Source organism: Acinetobacter lwoffii (assembly GCF_052078135.1).
Classification (GTDB): Bacteria; Pseudomonadota; Gammaproteobacteria; order Pseudomonadales; family Moraxellaceae; genus Acinetobacter; species Acinetobacter lwoffii_Z.
On the sequence record NZ_JBQGUZ010000019.1, the window covers coordinates 47,083 to 65,322 of the forward strand.

The window sequence follows — 18,240 nt, forward strand, 5'->3', positions numbered from 1 at the left end:
TTTGATGTCAAAAAAAAATGGACCACATTCGTAATCCATTCCTTTATTTTCTTTAACGATTAACTTTCTATTTTGGTACCACACTGAGGGCAAAACAGCATATTGTCCTGAAGTGGTTCACCACATTTCACACAAAACATATTCTTTTTCGGTTTGATGATCACGGGTACTTGATCTGATAGATCCTGACTGTGTGTTTCAGGGTTATTCATCAATCCAAGATGTGTACCATGTGTTCTTGGTGAGCTTTTATTGATTGCGCTATTCATCTGGTTCATAGATGACATGCGGTTAATATCTACTTCAGACGTTGGGGCAACCACAATGCTTTGGCTTTTGGCAAAGTCGGCTAAATGCTCTTTCAGTACAACAGCATCATCAGTACAAGCAGTCATGCTCAAGATCGCACGGTTTTGATATTTACCGAAGGTCGTTGTGCTAATTTCAGCGTACCAGACACGTAACGTCATGGTTTCAACATTGATGACTTCTTTTTGTGATTTCACGCTGTCGTCAAGGTAACGGCCAAAGTTCATTTGAGACAATTGATAGCTACCTTTAGCCTCAACCCATATTAGTTTTGATACAAAGTCAAAACGGCTCCATAGGTAATTACCGTGCTCAAAACAAAACTTCCCTAAGATCCACATCGATACACCAAAGAAACCATAAGTGAAGTCGCTAAAATCCAGATAGCTTCCGTTATATAGACCTTTGGCAAAAATAGTCATTAATACGACTGAAGCAATAAAACTTAACAATCCAAAACTATTGAGGATGGCTAACCAGCGATACTTTTCTTCTTTGAAGCATGAGCTCAATGTCATATCACGAAGGGTATTGATTGGCACTGGTTGAGTTTCTTCTAAGATCTCACCCTCAAAAGCACCGTTTTTACTGCGAGAGTTGATAACTGGCAACTGGCGTGAATAGATTCTGTTAGGAATAGCACTTTCCCAATTCTTTTGTAGATGGCGTTCAAGTTCATCAAACAATTGCATTGGTTGGCAATTCATACTCAAACTATCCTGAACGACTCCAGCACTGGCTTGTGGTGGCTGTTTTACCATTTGAGCAATCACGGCCAAGAAGAATATCGCAATCGCAATCAGCGCTGCAATTAACGTAAAAATTGCTTTATCCATGCTTGGCAACCAAATAGGTGCAACTGCATGTTGGGTAAGGATAGGAACCAATACAGGTCCAAGAATGGCGACTAAAACCAAACCAATGACTTTAGATAAACCAATTTCTTGTGCACCTGAGTTCGGATTAGCCATAGGACGCAATAAAACAATCAAAATAATGGCGTTGTAAACAATCCCAAGCCAAGCACCTGTATTGGGTGATGCACCCACATACGCGATTAGAGCACTCACTAAGGTAATCAGAAAAACAATCGCATTTTGAAATTGAGCTTCTGCAGCGTTACGGATGAATAATGGCGAAAAAATAAGATTAGGGAACAGTGAATATAGAATCCCGTTCACTGAGCCTTTTGGTTCTTCATAAATCAAAGCGCTTTGGCGTAGGATCTCTTTAATATCGGTTGCACCAGGATAAGCACCAGTTTCTTGAATGGATAACTCCTGTGCAAGTCCGGCTGGTTGATCACGACCAAAGTAGAACTTTAGGTTTGATAAGCCTGTGGTCAGCAGTAGAGCGCCATAACTGAACATTGCTAGACCAACTATAAGCGGTGGTAGTGCAACAAATACACCGTTACTGAATAGACCTTTTGCACTGAAAATTAAGCTTAGGCCAGCCAGCATAAAAACGATGGCACCGATCACTTTAAAAATGTTTTCTATTCGGTAGGGATTAGGGAATTCAAACCGCTTATCTTGCGAGTTATATTCATATGCCATTTTTAATACTCCTTAACGCATTTATCTAATTACGTTTTAACTGGTTAATTATAACTAAGTCGTGGGGTATAAAGTTTTTTTAGTTAAAATGAATCACTGTTTTAGTTAAGTTTTAATAAGGGAATTTAAAAAGTATTTTAAAGGCGCATTAAAAAAGGGGATAACGAATCCCCTTTAAAGATGTACCAAGCTTATGTGCTGTTATTTGTTTTGATCTGCTTGTTTTTGAGCATCTGCAGCTGCAGCGTTCAGCATAGAAGACATATCATTTTGCTCGTCCTCTTTTGGTGGATTTTGTTCTGCAGTTTTTTGATGTGCATCAAAATCGTGGCCCTCAACTTTTGAAGGTTTTTCATTATCGACATAAGCTTCACGCGCTGCTTGTAGGTCTGCAGATGGATCTACTTTGTCAATTTGTTCATCTGGTTGAATAGGTTTTGATTGAGATGTTGATTCTTCTTTTTTACTACAACCAACTAAAACCAAACCTACAGATAATAAGCCAGTTAATAATAGAGTTTTGAATGACATTTAATCGCCTCCAGCGAAACATAAGCAAAGGTATAGTCACATATACTTATAATGTATATACCAAAATTTAACTAAAACTAGTCCGTTGTATAACGTGACCTTTATAAAAACGGTTTAAGTATATACCAATTGCAAATTTTCTTGTTATCGGCTGAAAGCTAATAGAATAGGGTATCGCTTAACGACACTATATAATGGCAAAAAAAAACCACCTTTTACGGTGGTTTCACTAGTTTTAAAGATTAAATCTCTTTAAGGTCTAGATTTTGTTCGCAATAACTACGTACAGCTTCTTTATCTGAAGGATCAAAACCCTTTTCAATCATTTCTTCACGTAACCATTTAATTACTTGACCGCGACCAGCCCAACGTAAGCTGTTGTTTTCACGGTGAACCCATTCATGCGTAAGCTTACGTTTTTGACGTCTTACAGGCTCAACTTTTGTGGTATCAATGTGGTTGTTTTTTAGATATTCGCTAAGTGTATGGATGTCCACAACACCATCGGCAGTAATTTTTTCTGAAATGATTGCATTAATGGCACTAACAGCATCGTGAAAAGCTTTATTTTCTTTAACGACTAGTTGTTGTTGAAGTTCTTCAATATAATTCTGAAGTTCAACAGGTGACATTTGAGCAACATTTTCTGGTTTTGATACATTTAACATGTCATTAGTTCCAGTATTGCGAGTTAAGTTGTTCATGATTAAACCTTTAGAAATATATTTGAAAATTAATTCAAAATATCTCTTACGACAAAACCATTTTTACACATTTACATTATTAAAATCAATTAGAGTTAATCGTATTTATACCTAAATATACCTTGAAATGGTTTTTCTTATAACTTTTATGTCGGGAATTTCCTTAAACCTAATGACAGGAATGCCAGCACTCTTCAAAAGCTCGTCACGCCTTTTATCTTTATCCTGGGTATATTTGTGATAATGCCCATCAAGCTCAATAGATAATATAGGATTGTAGTCTTCATCAACAATCAAATAGTCCACGTAAAGCCTAGAAAACTGATTTCGGGTACTTATGTTTTGCGTGGTCATAAAAGCACTCATGCTTACTTGCACCAAAATGTTGCGTGATGGAATGACCTGTTCTAGTGCATCAAGCATTATAATCTCGTCTTTTGTAAGGACTTTTTTAGATACAAGCTCCTGATTCTTTTGAGGCTTACGATAGCCTTTTTTTGAATTCTTTTTGGCTTTAGTTTTAGGTTTGCGAAATACGCCACATAAAGCAAAAACAAACTTATACACTATATAAAACAATAATGAATAAATTATGGACTTTAACAAAAAGGAATTTAAAATCGTTTCCATAAACCTAATACACAACAAATTTTAAAGGGTGCTTAAACTTCTTAAACATATTAGATAGTTTTAACGGTGATTGATACGAATTAACTAAAAATGTTTAAGGACTATTAGTGATGCAATGTTAAAAATAGTATAATCTTGTAAAGACAGCTTAGAAGTAGTTTTAAAAGTAAAACTGGTTCTCACAAATAACACCGACTATTTCACTGGAAAAGTTTAAAATGGTATTTAATAAACGTACTTTAGCTTTACTGATTGGTACAATCTCGCTATCAGCACACCTCTATGCCAACAACACAACCGTTAAAGTCTCACAAACTCCAATTGTATCATCTTCACCAATTCCCTTAGTTAAAGCGAATGCAATTGAACAATACTATATCAATGTTAAACATCGCTTTAATGGTGCGGAATTTGAACAACCGCCTCGTAAAATTAAGAGCATTAAACTTAACTTGAATGTTATTAATAACGGGGAAGTGGTTTTAACGGCGCACGAAGCTGATAAATCCAAGCTGGAAGACTATTTACAGCAAAACCCTAAAAACTCGGAACTATTGGCCAGTTACGTTGCTCGTATGATCAATTACAACCACGGCTATACGGTTCCTGAAAACAAGGGTAAATACAGCAAGTATGCAAGTACGACTGTATATGAAGCTCTTCTTGATGAATTGAACTATAACTTCGCAACTACGCCAGTAGTATCAGTAGATAGCTATGCAAGCCAACAACAGCTTGAATCTGCTTATCTATACATCCTTTCTCGTTTAGATCCACAAGAAAAAGCGGTGTTTTGGCAATTTGTGAACACATACAAAGTAGGGGATAAGATTGAGATCCCTGAAGGTACTGTTATAGCAGATGTCTTGAACACTTATAAAATCCAATTGAATTTTAAAGCGCCTTAATCACTAAACAGGTAAGGAATATTTAGGAACAAACTATATTATTTTTTTAAAGTTATTTTTTACCTGTTCCTATATGTATTCGCCTTTTTATGTTTCCTCATGGTATTGGGTGTTTTATTCATTATTTTGGTGTGAGTTCTAATTAACTATGCGACATTCCAAACAACCATGCGATAAGGCTTGCTCAAGGGAATTTAGATGAAAAAAATAAATGTCCATATCTTCATTTGGAAATTTGTAATTGGATTATTCTTTTTTAGTTTTCTTATGACTTATGTTCACTCAAATGCTGAAATTACAAATTTATCAATGTTGTTTTATGGGTTTAAGGTAGGTCTGTGGTTTGCAACTATTGCTACCACTTTGATTTGTGTATTGCTCGGTTTAGCAAAGCTCTTAAACAATAAACCTGAGAAAAATGAGCTTATTTACTCATGGTTTTATACATCGACAAAATATACGCTAGTGTTTGTTTGCACATTAGCTGTTGCTATTTTTGTCGCATAGTTAAGTGTAATTTTTTGGTCTTATCGCAACATTGATTAGTAAATTTGTCGCACAGTTCTTTAGAATATTGAATGTATTTTATTGATATTTTATAAAACTGTCGCTTAGTAAATTGGAACTGACATTTGGGGGTCCATTACAGCATCAGCAATAGTTGGATCATGAAATTGCTCAAACCATAAATTTCGGAACTTGACTTTTAATCAACCAATATATTGCTCGAAAATTAGAAGCATTGGGTTGATGTGATTATTTCGAATTTGTTATTAGAAATTAATTGAAAGCAGTATTTTTTAAACTTTAGGTGGAATGAAAAGGTGATTTTTTCAAGTATATTCACTGGTCTTTTTATGACGGTGGGTTTCACAGCGCTAATTTATAACTACGTGTTGATGGGTGGTAATTCTGGTTTGTTCTTTTTGGTTTGGGGTGGTGGTTTCTCTCTAGCAGGATTGTATTTCCATTACCACGGAACAATTGGGAAAATTGGGTGGCAGAGACAGCGCTTTGTTCGTAACACGCAAACACTTGAATGGTATAAGACTGAATACCCTCAATGTGTTGTGACTACAAATATCGTGAAATGTTGTTTTTGCGAAAGTACATCAATTCGCAGATATGCCTTAAAAAACAATACTTACAAAATTCGCAACTCTTGTGCTAAATGCGGTGAAGTTTTGTTTTATACGGATGAGGATTAATAATGACTATTCATGCGTATTATGGTGATGTTAGCCACCTGAAAAATGAACAAAAAATGTTTGAAGACTTATTAACCCAATTGAAGCTTCATTGGGGTAATAGTGAAGATTGGATTTATTTGTTCTATAACACAATGTGGTCAGGTCAGGAAATTGATGTTATTGCTTTCACCAAGGAAGCAATCGTTGTTATTGACCTAAAAAACTATTCAGGCAATCTGGTTGGGTCGGAAAATGGGGAATGGCAGATTAATGGTGAGCTTGAGGTTCAGGGTGGCTCTCAGATTAATCCATTTGTTCAGATTCGGAAGAACAGATTTGCTGTTTTAGAGTGGTTCAAAAGTGCTGAATTGTTTACCGACCAAAACTTAGGTTTTATTAGTGGTTGCATCATCCTGAATGAGTTATCTAGTACGCAAATGGATTTGTCTCATTCGGTAAGAAAGTGGTTTTATGTTACCGATATTGCCAATTCAGTGGATACTTTGTCTAGACTCCATACCAAGGGGATTAGTCTTGCTAGTGATGATATTGTATACCTAGTAAACAAGTTAAAACTTAAAGAATATTCTTGGGATCAGGGTGTTGCTCCTAGAGTTCGCAATCTTATTCAGTCAGAAGATCGTGATACTCCAAGTGATAATAGTCGTAATCAAAGTTCCGCTCCGATCAAATACACATTACATGATCAAATGGAAAAGAAATTCAAAGGTGTTTTAGCACCGTACCTATTTTTCTATGGAACGGTCATCATCTGTTTAGCTATTGCTTTTCATATTGCTAATGGTATGAAAGGTGAAGGGGTTGGGTACTTATTTAGTTTGATCTTTGGTCGCTAAAAATATCAGTTATTCAGGTTGGGATTCCGTAATTATTAAGCCTTTTCCTTTTTGCATTAAAAAAGCCTACATTGTAGGCTTTTAGCTTTTTTAGATCTGTATTACTGAATTAAGTCGTCAACGGCTTCACCAAGGTAGGTTGGATCGTATTGCTTATACAAATAGTTTTCCAGAATTGGTAAATCTGGTGCTAAAACCATTCGCGTAATTTTAGGACGATCTTCTTCAAGGTTAAGCTTCACATGTACGGCGAAGAAATCAATGTTGTTCGTGATGAAGTCATATTCTTTACGACCAGCACTTTTGAGTTGATCAACCATACGCGAAAAGAAGCGGTTATTCGTAATAGAGCAATTCAAGAACTCTAACGCATCTTTTTCAGTAACATTAATTTCAATAATGTTATTGAGGAAGGCTAGCTCTGGTTTAATTAAGTTGCCGTTACGGTCTGCAGTTAGACATTTTGTAGAAAAGGTACCAATACCAGCCATACGACCATCATATTTCACAAAACCGTGCTCTTCAGATGCAACTAAGTTTGACGCATGAACGTATAGAGTAGGGTGGTGCTTTGTATTCCACTCTAAATCAATAACGTCAGTTTCATTTTCTGCATAGAGAGTTTGTAAAAGGGATCTATTGAGGTTGGTATAGAGGACTTGATCAAGCTCTAATACTTTGCGGCGATATAGCTCAGCGAAGGCAATACCGTACTGAGATAAGATATTACATGTTGTATTGAAGCTATTGCAGTAAATCGCACGGTTATCGTTACCGCCGTCTCGATCCTCACTGACCACAATTACATGGTTCCCTAAAACACCATTGATTTTATAAACCACAATTGAGCCTAATGCGAAGTTTTGGGTAAGTAGTTCTTCACCCTCAAATCGTACTGCCGTGCAGTTTTTAATATTTTCTGCGCTTAAAGGATAATTACCCGGTGTGATGGACCACAATGTTGAGACTGGTACAAATAGAGGCTCAATAGAACTACTTAAGTCAACTCGACCAATCGTGATGATGCTTGTGCCGTTAAAACTATCGCCCTTGTGTTCTGCAACGGCTGATGTTCCGATCGTACCTGGTATTTGTGCGTTCTCTGAAGCGCTATTATTTGGTACAACTGATTCTGTCATGAAACAACTCACTAAAAGTTTTATCTTTGTTTAAAAATACCACATGATAAATAGTATTAAAACTTATACTACTATTATAAGATGATCTTTAAGATTCATAAAGGTATATTTATGCTAAACCATAAAACCCAAGTTTGTTTTTTTAATAACCTGATTGGACGTTTTTATAAAAACCATTTGATCATAGATGTTAAAACTTTAAACCTAGATTTTATTTTAGATGTTATTGAATTTCCGACATCAATTGAAGGTTTAAAAAAAGCACCTAAAGTATCAAAAATTAAAATACCTTTTACGCAACTTGCTCAGGATCTTCAGCCACAAAATTACCTAGATTTAGTCCAATCTGATGCCAAAAATCTGTATCTGCAGATTGGGCAAGAAAGACGTTATATTCACGGCGAACAAACTAATTTTTCATATGCTACATCGGTGTTTCAGCAGATCGGTGATGATGAAGTGCTCCAGCTTGAGGCTTTGAACTATGCACTGAAGCTCCAAAGCATTACTAATGGTATTCAGCAACATACAACAGCGATTGAGACATATATCGAGCTAAAGCCTTTACGATATGCGTTTAGCTTAGATACGTTCATAAGTGCAACTGCAGATCTAGATCAACCTTTCGATACTCGTGAAGCGCTTTCTGGCCATATCGTTAACCATTGGGAAAAATGGGTTAAAGCAAACAATATCACCAGTGAAAGTTCTTATGATGCGGTGCTAATAAATACCGATAAATTAATACTGGTTCGAGTCGGTATTCACTCATTCTCAGTGAAGATTACAGACCTTGAAGTGGCTGACGGCGTTATCTATGCTTCTCTTTGTGATTTAGAGCTCTTACAGGTGCTTCTACCAACGTTCTTTGATGGTATACCTTGCCGTATTACTGCATATGCCGATATGAACATTCAATATGCTGTATCGCAATATAAGACTTGGCTATCAAGTCAAAACCTGAAGAAGATCCAGTACGTTCGCAAACAAGGTATTGAGAAGTACTTGCGTAAAAAATTAGAAGATGAAAGTGACTTAATCGGTAACGCGCAACTTGCCAAAACCCTAATGAATACCAGCTATACAGAACAAACAGTCTCATTTTTTTCTGACGCTTGGGGATTATCGTACGCAAACCATTTTGAGAAGAAAATTCGTCATGCTTTTGATCTGGTCATACAGGCTTTGGATCATGAAGGGATCTCATTAGAGCAGCTGCAGTTCATCAATAGCCTAACAAAAGGGGCAATTGAGAATGCTATTAACGAGATGCTGAACAAGACTGGTTCGCCGTTAAACGTGGTACCAACACTCACTCAAGAATTACTGTTAATTTGCGATGAATTCAATGCCAAAAAACTCAACATATCAAGTGAGCTCTTGGATGCAATCACTCAGTTTGCAGAACAATATGCAGTATCACCACTGTTGGCCATTAAGCGTGATAGCGCCGTGTATTTGCTGTATGAACCATTAGATGCCGATAATCAGTTAATTGATTATGAGTGGTTTTGTACTGCGGTATATACCAAAAATCAGTTTGTGCCTGAAGCCGATGAACAACATAAAACAAATGTAGCGGATCTTCTTAAATCGGTTGAAGTACTGCATGTATTCAAGCCGAATATCCTGTCGTGGACCAATGGCAAGGTATTTGAAACGCCAGAAGAAAAGAAAAATGCTTTTATGTTATGTCTCACACCTGAAGCATTTGAAAATCAAATAGAATTCTTACGCACTAAGAACGCAATACCAGGATATTTTAAAAACCTGATTACATCCTTAGGTGGTTTAAGTACAGTGGCCACGGAACAAGATAAATACGGTGTATTTTTGATTGAGTCGATCGCTAAAAATTCGACTGGTTTTGCATATCAAGGACAACTCTTTCCTATCGATCAAAATGCCCAAATTGACTTAGATCAATGCTCAAATTTAACGCTTAATTCTAAACTACTACCAAAAAACTACCTGACCTTTAAAAGACTAATGAGATTAAGCGATAGTTTAACGAATGGCGTTAAATAGGTTTAAGAAATATTATTATTTTTACTTTAAGTTTAAATAGTGGTTTTTTAAATGCACAAAAATAAAGTATTATACTTTCAAACATAAAACCCTTTTAAAGTTATACAGAGAATACTGAATGAAACTATTAAAAACTGCGATGGTGGGTATCCTTGGTACTGTAATAGCACATACTGCTTTTGCTTATGATGATGTACCAACCCCAAATCCAAACTTTAAAGAAGCTTACGTGGGGCTTTTAACGCCATCTAAAAACTTTAATGTTGTTGCTGGTGGCCTTACACCTGAAATCAGCGAATATAAACTGTCTGATAGCTATTTTGAGAACAATTCAAATCAACGATACAAAGCGACAGCTCACCTTTATCAACAGATGAATACTCGACAACGAGCGATGTATTTATTAGTTCAGCACACAGCTTACTTAAACGATATTTTCTACCCTCAACGTAACCCTTTAGTTAATCCAAACGTATCAGACGAACAATTGAATGTTGAACCAGCACTTAATAAACTGCAGTCCTTACGTACTGACAAAGATATTGTCGAAAATGTTGTAGATCGTGAAACTATGCTTCAGGTATTAAAAGCACATTACGATTATTATATGCGCGATCAATTTACAGTACGTTTTTACGGTAAAAACCAAAACACATTTACTTATGGAATTGATAACTATTCTGGTTTAAAAATACGTTCGGTGGAAGGAAACTTACGCATTGTTGATCGCAAAAGAGGTACATTGTTAGGTGACTCAATGGTTAAGTTAAACCACTGGATACCAGCTACCCGTACCAAAGAGCGCCGCACTATTGATATACCGTCTTCCATGCCAGAATGGAAAGACGTTGAAATTAAAGATCTTGCAATTAAATTCCAACCAACTGCAATAACAACCATGCAAGGTAAACGCATTGATATTAATAAAATCTATGCGTACAACACTGAAAAATTCAATTTCTAATGTATATAGCGGTCACTATCGACCGCTTTATTTTGTTCCTGGATAAATATTAACCGTAGCCTAAGCAAAAGTTACTTGTAACTTAGAAAGGATATCTAATTAAGGTTAGAACTATGAAGAAATTACTTCTTTCAATTGCATCTGTAATCATGATCGGGGGATGCACAGAAGTTCCGAAGGATATGTCACATGTTGATGTTTTTACAAACGATCGCTACCTATCGACAGCATATGAGTTTAATAAGCTGGTTGATGATACATTCAAATACCCGTATTCAAACATCCCATTTTTAATGGTTACGGGAGGGTGGAGTGTTAGTGGTCCAAAAGAACCAATATCGCAAATTGTATACAGTTGCTTAGCTTCTAATGAGGTGCAATTGGTTACAAAATACAAACTATTTATGCCCGAAGTTACTTACATCAAAACACCTGAAAACCAGGTGAAAAATTGCATCATTAAACATTCTAATGGCTCAATTAATGCAGACGCGTTGAATGACCTTAAAGCCTTCACTTTATTCCAAAAATATTCAGATAATCCATTTTTACGCAAAACTGTGGACGCAGCGAAAGCAGATGGCAAAATATCAGTAAAAGAATATATGGATATTGTGCAAAATGTCATAAAATTAAGTAAGGCTGACGAACAGGTTCAGCTAGAAAAAACCATCCAAGAGCTTTAAGCATTATTATGTCGGAAAACCTTTCCATGCATAGCATGACGAATGAGGAATTGATTCAAGAATGGCTGGATAGCCTGAAGCTTGAAAATAAGTCCGACATGACAATTAATGAATACAAAAAGAGCTTACTTTTGATGTTAGAAATGCCTTTTTTTAAAGGTAAACATCTATTGGAACTAGACCGCGATTACATCACATCATTTCGGTTGCATCGAATCGATGTTGATATTGTTTCTGCAAGAACACTCAACAAAAATTTATCAGCTTTAAAAAACTTCCTGAACTATTGTCTGCGTAAGGAATATATACCTGAAAACTTCTTTTCTGACATTCGGGTTAAGTTCAAAAATCAAAGCTTACCGCGCCCGATCGCCGTGAATACGTTGAATGAGATACTTGATAACAAGACGCCATTAAATCCGAAATACAATAATCAAAAGTTAAGAGATCTAGCAGCTGCAGAAATTGCTTATTCTGGCGGTTTACGTATCTCTGAATTACATGCCATCAAACTAAGTGATATCAACCTCAGTGCTATGCAACTAAAGGTATTGGGTAAAGGAAATAATGAACGGATTGTTTTTTTAGGAAAAAAATCACTAGAGGCTATTTCTACTTGGCTTTTAGTTCGTAATCGTTGGATTTCAAAAGCTGGAGTAGAAGACTGCGGATATTTATTCATTGCACCATCTGGCAAACATATTGCGAAAAACCATTTAGGTGCATGCATTACAGCTCTGTTAAAGGCGCATGGTTCTGGACATATTGGTAGTACTCATGCTTTGAGACATAGTTTTGCATCGCACTTGTATAACAAAACAAAAAATATTCGCGCCGTTCAGGAAATGCTAGGTCATAAATCACTATCTTCGACACAAGTATATATTCTTGTAGATCACGAAACGTTGATTAGTTCTTATAAAGATGCACATCCACGCGCTAGAGCGAACCAAGATTAATAATTTATTCGCTTCTTGTACTTCTAAAGATATATCGTAAACGATCGAAATAATTAACTTTTGATGGTGCCCGTAATGGCTAAGACTTTTGAACAAGTAAAAAAAGAATTTTTCAATACAAGGGTCATCACAAACAATCGACTACCTAAGCGTGGTGAAAGCCACAAAATTGCTGTGAAACTTGGTTTAATAGACCAAAAACAATCAACATATGTTAAAAAACAGAAACTTTCATATGTTGGCTTATCTGTAATTGAGTGTTTTGAAGAAGCTGGTTTAGATGATGTCTATATCAATGAAAAAATTGAAGAGTTTTCAGAGCTAAAAAACTATACTTCATTACATAAGGCATTAAGAATACTTGATGACGGCCACATGGCCCGTTTAGCAAAAAAATTAGAGGTTTCAGTCGATATGCTCAATGCGACATTGGCTGTGCTGAATAAAATATAAAAAACGGATTGAACCAACCCATGAATGCAAATGAGCTTTATGAAAAGTTACAGCAAATTGGTAAGCCACTGGTCCACGTAGAAAGCCTCGTATCTACAATGCAGTTGGAAATCCCTGTTGAAGAGATTGAAAAACACATTGAACTTTTCGGGGTTAATTTTTTACTGGTAGAAGTTGTTCGATATACCTTTGACGGTTTTCTATCTCCAGAGTACCAACACTATATAGACGAATTCATTGCAGAAAATGAACTGGATGAAGATGTCATTTTGAATATCAGAAATAAAACATCATCAGATATAGGCCTGGTTAATGTTGGCTTTAATCTAAATGGTTGCATCCTTGGCTTAACCCATACGGATGAATGGATGGAACATTTATTCCACTTGGTTAAGTTCATTACTGACAGTGAAAAACGCGAGAAAAGTAGGAACTTTTTGTCTGAACAAGACAAAATCAAGGAACAAAAAGTTTTAGAAAAACAAGCCAAAGAAAAAGAAAGGGAAGTGATGATTCAACAGGTAGAGGATCTCACCAATACCGATGATTTTAAATTATGCAAAACGAAGGGTGAAATATTGTTGTTTTGGGAAAAGAACATTCCTGACCTATACAAAACTCTATCCAGAACTTTTATGGAAACAATGTCTAAGAAATATATCTCTATATTGCGTGGCTCATGAAGTGATACGATATGAGGAAGAACAACGAGTAGTGCATAAATCAGTGTTCTTGAACAACGCAAACAACAATAAATATTAGTACTCAGCATTCACCAAAGTTTTGTATTGAGAATATTTCGTCAAATTTACTGTGTCACGTACTTGGCCATATTGAATACTGCCTAGATCTGAGTAGGTAAGGTTTTTCTTTTGAGATACTGCAACCAATAATTCATAGTTATTTCTTTGATTGAGTTCAATTGCTGAAGCGATATTTTTGTCTTGGCTCACTTGAGAAATAATGCTTTGGATCTCCTTTCTATCTGAAGCAGATACATCCAATGTAGTTAAATAAAATCCGATCGATAGAAATATTGTGGCGGTTAAAGTGAATAGGGATGCACCAGTAAGATAAACGGCGCGTAGAGTTCTATACTTTGTATAAACCACAACTGAAGATATGCAGATTGCCAAACATAGCGCAAGAATAACGGCATGTTGGTCTAGATAATCTGAGAAAAGCATTGTAAAGCCTGAAGCACAAAAACATGTTATATCACTTAGCTACCAAGCCATTTGTAGTATTTGAGACTTATCGTATATATGAAATATAAATAGCAAACCTTTGGTATATACTGAATCGGTTTAAAGTGCTGAAACAATAGGCTTTAGAAATAAAATACTAGTCAAAATGTGAATAATCAGGGGGTACACATGGGGCAAGCTAAGCAAAGAGGTACAGCTCAAGAACGTGCTGAAAGTGCAATTCAAAGTACGATTGATGCAACCTTGGCAAAGATTAAGACCGTACTTGATAGATACTATCAAGACATGCCGAATAACTTCTCGCAAGCTGAAAATTACTTTACTGGATATGTCGCTGCATTTGATATTAAAGATGGGATGGAACTTGAAGGTAAAGAGTCTGAATGGGCTTATGATGGTTTACCTACGCCTACCGCTTTACTCAAACTCGTTGAAACTGAGTTAAACGAAGTGATACGTGAAGATAAAGAGTTTTTGGATGACTTTGATCCTGAAATGTATATTGAAGAACTAGGCGAAAACTTGATGTTCTTCCGCTATATAGGTGCTTCTAGTTTCGATACGCCAGATGATGTTTTGCATAATATTCAAACAGTGTCATTTTGGGCGCCACACTTGGTCATGATTAATGGCGTATGGCATAACACTTATGATGCTGGTGCGGTCAATGATGATGGTGAAACGGTCGGCATAAGATTCTAATTCTAGAGGGGTGCATATTGATTACTGCAGCATGCACCTTATTGGTTTAAACATTGCTGTATCGACTGAGCAATATTTTCAGATATTTTCCAGATTACTTTCTGATTAGATAAGCGATTTGCTTCTTCAGGATTGGCAATCACGCCGATCTCAATTAAAACCGCCGGCTTTTGTGATTTCTTCAGGACCACTAGATTGTCATATTGATATACGCCATTTGAGGTCAAAAGCTTTTTGTTTTCACCTGGTATATTAATGCCATGGTAAGTAGAAGGGCTTTCACCAATTGATTTTAGGTTCTGGCCAATGAGATTGGCGCATTTCAAACTTTTTCCGTATTCTGGATTTTTCTTTGATACAAAAATTGAAAAACCTTTGAGTTGATTCTTGTACTTGGTCAGCTCAGTAGGTATTGAGTCGTGGTGCACCGAAATAAAAAGATTAGCATTAGGGTATCTGGTCGCACGTTGAACCAGTGAGACTTTATCTTCATTCACTGAAGATCTGAGCACTTGGACATGACGCGATTTAAGAAAGTATTCAATAGAATTGACCATGCTAAGGTTGTAAGTGTATTCAGGATAGCCGTTAGCTGCAGTAGATCCAGCTTGTTTTGGTGAATGGCCAACATCAAGTACTACTGAATTTTCAGCAAAGATAGATTGTGTAATGATTGACATTGCTAATATCGATATACATTTTAGCTTTAGCACAATTAAAACCCTTTAAGCTATTATTATGGTTTTAAGTATATTTAATTTAAAAAAAATTAAAAGGTTTAAAAGGTTTTGTTAAAATGGTTTTAAGATGGTTTTAAGATGGTTTTAAGATGGTTTTAAAGTACTTATCATGAGAGCTCTAAATACAATTTTGGATATAAAATTTATACATCGACTGTTCACTCAGTTTGTAGAACATCACCCACGACCATTGAGTGTTCACTTCCTGAAAGGCACCTATATAGATGAATTAGAGGGTTATAAGTCTAAATGGCTCGTTCGTTCTATTCAGCGTCTTATTAAAAATTGGGTCCAATTGGGGATGATAGAGGATCTAGGGCGTTCTACTTGTCGCTCATCTAAATATTATAGATTAAGTAAGTATGGTGAGCTGTTCCTTAAAATATATAGAACGAATGCTAATGTTAACTTTTATGACAATCCTAAGTTTAAGATATTAAAAAAAGATATTTCATATCGTTATTTTACCTTTACATATTTTGCAGTTTGCCAAAACAAATCCTTTAAATTGTCAGATCTGCAAAAACTTGGTGACTGCCTGAATTACCACATTCACGGACGTTCTTGGCAGCGTAATATTAATTTGTTCATTGAAGCTGGAATTATTTCATGTGAACGTCAATGTCCATCAGAAAGTTATAATTATCATGTAATCAAAGCATCCATCCATGCATTTGTGAAATCAGAACCCATTGAACGCATTGAGTTTGAAAAAAACTTGCTGAACTTAGGTATCGTGAACAATTATGAAAAATATATAGACTACAATAATTTGCTGTTTCACGTTTTGTTTAGCAAATGGATTAACAGTCCAGTTGACTTTGGATATTTTGTCGATCAAAACTTTTACGGTGCCAGCTAAGCTCACTCAAAACATCTACGGTGTAATACACCGTAAAAAGAATTGCACCTGGTACTTGCCACTAAAAAATGACAGTGAATGACATTTTGAGAGAAAAAAATTGTGGGGTAGTGCCTTTTCTACTCCTTTGAGAATTTTAATTATGACAATTCCGATACACCTAACAATAACTTCATATTTTTCTTTCTTGAACTAAGATTCAATAACTTAACTAATTTCTATTTCAATCATAAAATATGATATGTTGACCTTAAGAATAATTCATAAACTTTACTATGTTTGCTTTAAAAACAATTCATTTAGAAAAGAAAGTCTCAAACGAAAATCAAATTATTCTTTTATTTGATTTAGATTCATTCTGTCCATGTATGTACCCTATGCTGTACACCATGAAATTTCTTAGATTTCAAAGTATCTCTACGCAGCATGCAGATTTAATCGCAATAAAATTTTGGTATGAATTTTGGTTTGAAAAGTTTGCCACGTCCTTTTGTGAGTCGTTCTATTCGACATCCTATAATTTTGAGATCATTCAATGTGAAATTGATAATTTCATTGTTTACTTAGAAAATAATAAAAAACTTGAAAGTAATCTTATACGGCTAAGCAATTCAGAACATATTAATTACACAACAATTGGTCATAGAGTTAGATCCTTCTTAAAGTTTTACAACTTCTTGATTAATGAATACTTAAGCATGCAATCACAGCCACAACTTACGTTGAAGGAAATTCAAAAAATTAAAGAAAACTTGAATAAATATATGACAATAAAGAAAAAAATTATAAATAATTTTTCAAAAGCCAATAAGACAATTAAAAGTGAGATAAATCATAATTTTAAGAGCATGAATCAGGAAATGATTAAAGGATTGTATTCAGTCATTTCACCAAGTAACTCTAATAAATACAATGAATTAAATCCTTTTAGATCTAAAAATGTACAACTCAGAAACTTTCTGATCATACATCTCATGCTCAACTATGGTCTTAGAATTGGTGAGCTTATGCTACTAACAACCAACTCTATTAAAAAATCAATTCAGAATCATAGTTTTAGTTTAATTATTACAAATACAGATGATGAGTTCGATGATCGATCAAAAAAGCCAAAAATCAAAAATGAATATTCGTACCGAGTAATTAAACTGCAGGAACGAGACTACAGAATTCTTCAAATCTATATAAATGAAATCCGAAAAGAAATTCCTTCACATATCTTAAGAGAAAATTCTACTTTTAGATCCTTTTATTTTTAGGGGGGATTACCGGTGTGAGGGCGCCCCAATTCTGTGAATTTGTTCAAGACGGCTACGCGTGCATGAATCTCATTCACCTGACTAGGAAAACTCCTTGCTGTTAATTTATCGCCTAATAATTTGATGCAATGCATCTTGGTTTCCACCAAACTTCGACGATGATAACCAGACCACTTTTTCCAAAGTGACCTTCCTAGCAGTTTGACTGTTTTCAATAACTCATTTCGTTCTATAGACCTGACTTGCTGATCTTTCCAAGGCTTTGCATTCGGCACTGTTGCAAATAGGCTGACATGATAAGCTAAATATCTTATTTATTTCGAGATACAGCAGATGAATCCCTTCCACGGTCGGCACTTTCAAGGTGAAATCATTCTTTGGGCTGTTCGTTGGTATTGTAAATATGGCATCAGCTATCGTGAACTTCAGGAAATGCTGGCCGAACGTGGAGTGAATGTTGATCACACCACAATTTATCGCTGGGTTCAGCGTTATGCTCCAGAAATGGAAAAACGTTTACGTTGGTATTGGCGTAATCCTACAGATCGACAT

General features: G+C 35.6%; 19 protein-coding genes and 3 pseudogenes. 14 read left to right on the forward strand and 8 right to left on the reverse strand.

Annotated features, from left to right (window positions below):
• Positions 1–59: 59 nt before the first annotated feature.
• The 4 genes from ACTL4S_RS12390 to ACTL4S_RS12405 all read right to left on the reverse strand — a co-directional run bounded on the left by ACTL4S_RS12390 (position 60) and on the right by ACTL4S_RS12405 (position 3,733).
• A complete protein-coding gene (locus tag ACTL4S_RS12390; RefSeq protein ID WP_005006206.1) occupies positions 60–1,868 on the reverse strand; it encodes a zinc ribbon domain-containing protein in 1,809 nt (602 codons plus the stop codon).
• Between the two features lie 201 nt (positions 1,869–2,069).
• A complete protein-coding gene (locus tag ACTL4S_RS12395) occupies positions 2,070–2,399 on the reverse strand; it encodes a hypothetical protein (protein ID WP_005006208.1) in 330 nt (109 codons plus the stop codon).
• Between the two features lie 242 nt (positions 2,400–2,641).
• Positions 2,642–3,103 carry an H-NS histone family protein gene (locus tag ACTL4S_RS12400; RefSeq protein ID WP_005006210.1) on the reverse strand — a complete coding sequence of 154 codons (462 nt, stop codon included), beginning with the start codon at positions 3,101–3,103 and terminating at the stop codon, positions 2,642–2,644.
• Positions 3,104–3,214: 111 nt separating this feature from the next.
• Positions 3,215–3,733, reverse strand: coding sequence for a DUF2726 domain-containing protein (locus ACTL4S_RS12405; protein WP_005006211.1), 519 nt, complete (start codon positions 3,731–3,733; stop codon positions 3,215–3,217).
• 218 nt (positions 3,734–3,951) lie between these two features.
• Between ACTL4S_RS12405 and ACTL4S_RS12410 the strand changes: the two genes are divergently transcribed.
• The 4 genes from ACTL4S_RS12410 to ACTL4S_RS12425 all read left to right on the forward strand — a co-directional run bounded on the left by ACTL4S_RS12410 (position 3,952) and on the right by ACTL4S_RS12425 (position 6,688).
• A complete protein-coding gene (locus ACTL4S_RS12410; protein WP_005006214.1) occupies positions 3,952–4,641 on the forward strand; it encodes a hypothetical protein in 690 nt (229 codons plus the stop codon).
• Positions 4,642–4,839: 198 nt separating this feature from the next.
• Positions 4,840–5,148, forward strand: coding sequence for a hypothetical protein (locus ACTL4S_RS12415; protein WP_262451006.1), 309 nt, complete (start codon positions 4,840–4,842; stop codon positions 5,146–5,148).
• A gap of 350 nt (positions 5,149–5,498) precedes the next feature.
• The gene (locus ACTL4S_RS12420) at positions 5,499–5,849 is read left to right on the forward strand and encodes a hypothetical protein (protein WP_218646829.1); all 351 of its coding nucleotides are present in this window, start codon (positions 5,499–5,501) and stop codon (positions 5,847–5,849) included.
• A 2-nt stretch (positions 5,850–5,851) separates the two neighbouring features.
• Positions 5,852–6,688 (forward strand): nuclease-related domain-containing protein, encoded by an 837-nt coding sequence (locus tag ACTL4S_RS12425; RefSeq protein ID WP_005006218.1) that lies wholly within the window; start codon positions 5,852–5,854, stop codon positions 6,686–6,688.
• Positions 6,689–6,789: 101 nt separating this feature from the next.
• Here the strand turns inward: ACTL4S_RS12425 and ACTL4S_RS12430 are convergent, their stop codons facing one another.
• Complete coding sequence (locus ACTL4S_RS12430; protein ID WP_005006219.1) at positions 6,790–7,827, reverse strand: hypothetical protein; 1,038 nt, start codon at positions 7,825–7,827, stop codon at positions 6,790–6,792.
• 111 nt (positions 7,828–7,938) lie between these two features.
• Here ACTL4S_RS12430 and ACTL4S_RS12435 point away from each other — a divergent pair, with 111 nt between their 5' ends.
• From ACTL4S_RS12435 to ACTL4S_RS12460, 6 genes are all read left to right on the forward strand, one after another.
• Positions 7,939–9,855 carry a hypothetical protein gene (locus tag ACTL4S_RS12435; RefSeq protein WP_005006220.1) on the forward strand — a complete coding sequence of 639 codons (1,917 nt, stop codon included), beginning with the start codon at positions 7,939–7,941 and terminating at the stop codon, positions 9,853–9,855.
• A 118-nt stretch (positions 9,856–9,973) separates the two neighbouring features.
• Positions 9,974–10,819, forward strand: coding sequence for a hypothetical protein (locus ACTL4S_RS12440; RefSeq protein WP_005006221.1), 846 nt, complete (start codon positions 9,974–9,976; stop codon positions 10,817–10,819).
• A gap of 113 nt (positions 10,820–10,932) precedes the next feature.
• Positions 10,933–11,505, forward strand: a complete 573-nt coding sequence (locus ACTL4S_RS12445; protein ID WP_005006224.1) for a hypothetical protein — start codon at positions 10,933–10,935, stop codon at positions 11,503–11,505.
• Between the two features lie 8 nt (positions 11,506–11,513).
• The gene (locus ACTL4S_RS12450) at positions 11,514–12,464 is read left to right on the forward strand and encodes a tyrosine-type recombinase/integrase (RefSeq protein ID WP_223213874.1); all 951 of its coding nucleotides are present in this window, start codon (positions 11,514–11,516) and stop codon (positions 12,462–12,464) included.
• A gap of 75 nt (positions 12,465–12,539) precedes the next feature.
• Complete coding sequence (locus ACTL4S_RS12455) at positions 12,540–12,917, forward strand: helix-turn-helix domain-containing protein (protein WP_005006227.1); 378 nt, start codon at positions 12,540–12,542, stop codon at positions 12,915–12,917.
• Positions 12,918–12,937: 20 nt separating this feature from the next.
• Complete coding sequence (locus ACTL4S_RS12460) at positions 12,938–13,600, forward strand: hypothetical protein (protein WP_227553516.1); 663 nt, start codon at positions 12,938–12,940, stop codon at positions 13,598–13,600.
• 75 nt (positions 13,601–13,675) lie between these two features.
• Here ACTL4S_RS12460 and ACTL4S_RS12465 read toward each other — a convergent pair whose 3' ends face one another.
• On the reverse strand, positions 13,676–14,104 hold the full coding sequence (locus ACTL4S_RS12465; RefSeq protein WP_005006263.1) for a hypothetical protein: 429 nt from the start codon (positions 14,102–14,104) through the stop codon (positions 13,676–13,678).
• A gap of 189 nt (positions 14,105–14,293) precedes the next feature.
• Here ACTL4S_RS12465 and ACTL4S_RS12470 point away from each other — a divergent pair, with 189 nt between their 5' ends.
• Positions 14,294–14,827, forward strand: a complete 534-nt coding sequence (locus ACTL4S_RS12470; protein WP_005006266.1) for a hypothetical protein — start codon at positions 14,294–14,296, stop codon at positions 14,825–14,827.
• A gap of 38 nt (positions 14,828–14,865) precedes the next feature.
• Here the strand turns inward: ACTL4S_RS12470 and ACTL4S_RS12475 are convergent, their stop codons facing one another.
• Positions 14,866–15,507: an N-acetylmuramoyl-L-alanine amidase family protein gene (locus ACTL4S_RS12475; protein WP_005028445.1), complete on the reverse strand. Its 642-nt coding sequence runs from the start codon at positions 15,505–15,507 to the stop codon at positions 14,866–14,868.
• A 169-nt stretch (positions 15,508–15,676) separates the two neighbouring features.
• Here ACTL4S_RS12475 and ACTL4S_RS12480 point away from each other — a divergent pair, with 169 nt between their 5' ends.
• Together ACTL4S_RS12480 and ACTL4S_RS12485 are read left to right on the forward strand one after the other, a co-directional pair.
• Positions 15,677–16,429: a hypothetical protein gene (locus tag ACTL4S_RS12480; protein ID WP_005006271.1), complete on the forward strand. Its 753-nt coding sequence runs from the start codon at positions 15,677–15,679 to the stop codon at positions 16,427–16,429.
• A 275-nt stretch (positions 16,430–16,704) separates the two neighbouring features.
• A pseudogene (locus ACTL4S_RS12485) lies at positions 16,705–17,652 on the forward strand (site-specific integrase); the annotation flags it as partial.
• Positions 17,653–17,684: 32 nt separating this feature from the next.
• Here the strand turns inward: ACTL4S_RS12485 and ACTL4S_RS12490 are convergent.
• Positions 17,685–17,957: pseudogene (locus ACTL4S_RS12490) on the reverse strand (transposase); the annotation flags it as partial.
• Between the two features lie 64 nt (positions 17,958–18,021).
• On the opposite strand from ACTL4S_RS12490, the pseudogene ACTL4S_RS12495 reads away from it, so the two are divergent.
• Positions 18,022–18,240 (forward strand): annotated as a pseudogene (locus tag ACTL4S_RS12495) (IS6 family transposase); the annotation flags it as partial.

Bases quoted from the DNA above. Each gene is read 5' to 3' on its own strand.
- ACTL4S_RS12390 (WP_005006206.1), bottom strand. From the start codon at position 1,868: ATGGCATATGAATATAACTCGCAAGATAAGCGGTTTGAATTCCCTAAT.
- ACTL4S_RS12395 (WP_005006208.1), bottom strand. From the start codon at position 2,399: ATGTCATTCAAAACTCTATTATTAACTGGCTTATTATCTGTAGGTTTG.
- ACTL4S_RS12400 (WP_005006210.1), bottom strand. From the start codon at position 3,103: ATGAACAACTTAACTCGCAATACTGGAACTAATGACATGTTAAATGTA.
- ACTL4S_RS12405 (WP_005006211.1), bottom strand. From the start codon at position 3,733: ATGGAAACGATTTTAAATTCCTTTTTGTTAAAGTCCATAATTTATTCA.
- ACTL4S_RS12410 (WP_005006214.1), top strand. From the start codon at position 3,952: ATGGTATTTAATAAACGTACTTTAGCTTTACTGATTGGTACAATCTCG.
- ACTL4S_RS12415 (WP_262451006.1), top strand. From the start codon at position 4,840: ATGAAAAAAATAAATGTCCATATCTTCATTTGGAAATTTGTAATTGGA.
- ACTL4S_RS12420 (WP_218646829.1), top strand. From the start codon at position 5,499: ATGACGGTGGGTTTCACAGCGCTAATTTATAACTACGTGTTGATGGGT.
- ACTL4S_RS12425 (WP_005006218.1), top strand. From the start codon at position 5,852: ATGACTATTCATGCGTATTATGGTGATGTTAGCCACCTGAAAAATGAA.
- ACTL4S_RS12430 (WP_005006219.1), bottom strand. From the start codon at position 7,827: ATGACAGAATCAGTTGTACCAAATAATAGCGCTTCAGAGAACGCACAA.
- ACTL4S_RS12435 (WP_005006220.1), top strand. From the start codon at position 7,939: ATGCTAAACCATAAAACCCAAGTTTGTTTTTTTAATAACCTGATTGGA.
- ACTL4S_RS12440 (WP_005006221.1), top strand. From the start codon at position 9,974: ATGAAACTATTAAAAACTGCGATGGTGGGTATCCTTGGTACTGTAATA.
- ACTL4S_RS12445 (WP_005006224.1), top strand. From the start codon at position 10,933: ATGAAGAAATTACTTCTTTCAATTGCATCTGTAATCATGATCGGGGGA.
- ACTL4S_RS12450 (WP_223213874.1), top strand. From the start codon at position 11,514: ATGTCGGAAAACCTTTCCATGCATAGCATGACGAATGAGGAATTGATT.
- ACTL4S_RS12455 (WP_005006227.1), top strand. From the start codon at position 12,540: ATGGCTAAGACTTTTGAACAAGTAAAAAAAGAATTTTTCAATACAAGG.
- ACTL4S_RS12460 (WP_227553516.1), top strand. From the start codon at position 12,938: ATGAATGCAAATGAGCTTTATGAAAAGTTACAGCAAATTGGTAAGCCA.
- ACTL4S_RS12465 (WP_005006263.1), bottom strand. From the start codon at position 14,104: ATGCTTTTCTCAGATTATCTAGACCAACATGCCGTTATTCTTGCGCTA.
- ACTL4S_RS12470 (WP_005006266.1), top strand. From the start codon at position 14,294: ATGGGGCAAGCTAAGCAAAGAGGTACAGCTCAAGAACGTGCTGAAAGT.
- ACTL4S_RS12475 (WP_005028445.1), bottom strand. From the start codon at position 15,507: ATGTCAATCATTACACAATCTATCTTTGCTGAAAATTCAGTAGTACTT.
- ACTL4S_RS12480 (WP_005006271.1), top strand. From the start codon at position 15,677: ATGAGAGCTCTAAATACAATTTTGGATATAAAATTTATACATCGACTG.